The organism is Acidithiobacillus sp. TH-A36 (assembly GCF_057473445.1).
In genome coordinates this window covers 1-2076 of the sequence record NZ_JBYCKP010000288.1, presented here as the reverse complement: position 1 = coordinate 2076, position 2076 = coordinate 1, and the positions used below count along the sequence as shown (strand labels likewise).

At 48.8% G+C, this 2076-nt stretch carries 2 protein-coding genes; both read right to left on the bottom strand.

The window, feature by feature from the left end; genetic code table 11:
• Window positions 1-1791, bottom strand: a 1791-nt coding sequence (locus AC2VLY_RS07620; RefSeq protein WP_486922044.1) for a Ty1/Copia family ribonuclease HI, incomplete at its 3' end; no start/stop codon positions are given.
• The coding region (locus AC2VLY_RS07615; protein WP_486922043.1) for a hypothetical protein at window positions 1754-2076 on the bottom strand (323 nt) is incomplete at its 5' end. The genes AC2VLY_RS07620 and AC2VLY_RS07615, both read right to left, overlap by 38 nt.

The following is a 2076-nucleotide window of genomic DNA, read 5'->3' as shown; positions in this document are numbered from 1 at the left end:
TGGGCAGTAGTCAAGCCTGACGTTGCTAGCTGCAATGCTCTCACGCAAATGAGCCATTTTAAGGGCATAATGCTTCATTCGAGGCTTGAAATTGTCGGCATGCTTGACAATGGTCTTGATAGCGCTCTGACTGTCGCTGTAGATGGTGATCGGTCCATTGATTCCAAGTTGCATAGGCTTGAAGAGGTCATTCAAGTAGATTGCATGCTTCACTGCCTCTGACATGGCATTAAGCTCCGACTCTGTCGAAGAAAGAGTTGTACAGTCCTGCCTAACTGACTTCCAGGTGATGGGACCGTTGCACAGAGTGAAGATGAGGCCAGTTGTTGATTTGGGATTTTCACTAATATTCCCCCAGTCAGCATCGCAGAATCCAATTGGTTGGATGCGAGGATGCCCCTTGACAGGCTGGCCGTCATAGCAGATACAGTAGTCTTTGGTACCCTGCAGATAACGTAGAACACGCTTGGCTGCTTTCCAATGTCTCTCGTCATAGCTATTATTGAAACGGCTGAGATAATTCACAGCATAGGCTATGTCTGGACGAGTAGCATGGGCAAGATAGTTGAGGGCACCAACTAGAGCTCGATAGGGTAGAGATGAGCATTCAGAAGGCGTCTGCTTGACTACTGGTAACTCCAACTTGGCTTCCATAGGCGTCTTGGCCGGCTTGATGTCCTCCAACTTGAACCGCTTGAGAATGTCCTCTATCTTGTGGCGCTGACGTAGAAACATCTTCTGAGTCTTGGGATCTCGAATGATTTCAATTCCGAGAATGTAGTGAGCTTCGCCAAGGTCCTTCATGGCAAACTTCTTGGATAAGACCTTCTTGAGACTCTCTATATTGCTATCATCAGCAATAAAGATAGTATCGTCGACGTAGACCGCTATGATCATTGGCTTGTGATTCTGCCACTTGATGTAGATACATGGGTCGATCTCCAGAGGCTTGAATCCGTTGGCACGTAGATGATTGTCGAGAAGTTGATTCCATTCATATGGAGCTTGCTTAAGGCCGTAGAGACTCTTGATCAGCCTGCACACGTAATCAGGATGCTCAGGGTCCTCAAAACCTTCAGGCTGTCGAATGTAGAGCTCCTGCTTGACTCTTGCGTGTAGAAAGGCATTCTTGGCGTCTCCTTGATGAATCCGTAGTCCGAGGTAGTTAGCCACCGCTAGTATAGCACGTAGATTCTCGAGTCTGACTACTGGGGCAAACGTCTCATCGTAGTCTATCCCCCAGTCCTGGGTGTACCCTTTAACAACCCAGCGTGCCTTGTGACGTTCTATTGAGCCATCTGCACGTCTCTTGATCTTGTAGACCCAGCGTGTGTCGATTACCTTCTTTCCAGGTGGTAAAGGAACAAGCTCGTAGGTGCCGTTCGCCTTGATGGCCTCGTATTCTTCTCTCATGGCTTCCTGCCATTTATCTGCGTCTGGAGAAGAAATTGCGTCCTTGTAGGAATCAGGGGTGCGAGGTTCGTCCGATGCCCATTGCAAAAAGTAGTCGTCCTTGAATTTAGAGGTCTTCCCTGCTGTGCTACGCTTATCGGCGTTGATTGGGGTGGGAGTAGAAGGTGACCTGGAGGTTCTCTTGTTCCTGGTCGAATCTGAAGCTGAGCTGGCTGTAGATTTCGTCGTTTCTGCCGCTGCAGACGAAACACTGTCCTCTGGTAAAGGCGTCGGTTGACACTCCACATGGTCCTCTTGACGTCTGTCTGTCGATTCGTCGTCATCGACGGGGTGATCGTCTTCAGAATGAGGGGCACAAAGCATCGAAATGACAGTCACCCGCGATTTCCGAAATTTCGGACGAATTTTCGTTCTCACTATCACTGTCTATTCTGGCCTTGGTGATCGATTTCTGACCCTCGTTGGACTGAAAGTGAGAGGACGGCTGGGTAGAGTCGTTCTCCAGGAAGGTAACTTCACGAGTCTGTATCACTTTTCCTGTATCGGTCATCCAGATCCGATAAAAGTGAACATCATCAACTGCTGGTCCTAAATACTTTCCTTCACGGGTATTGGGGCCAAGCTTGCTCTTGGACCTATCAAGGACCTGCACATAGCTGCCAA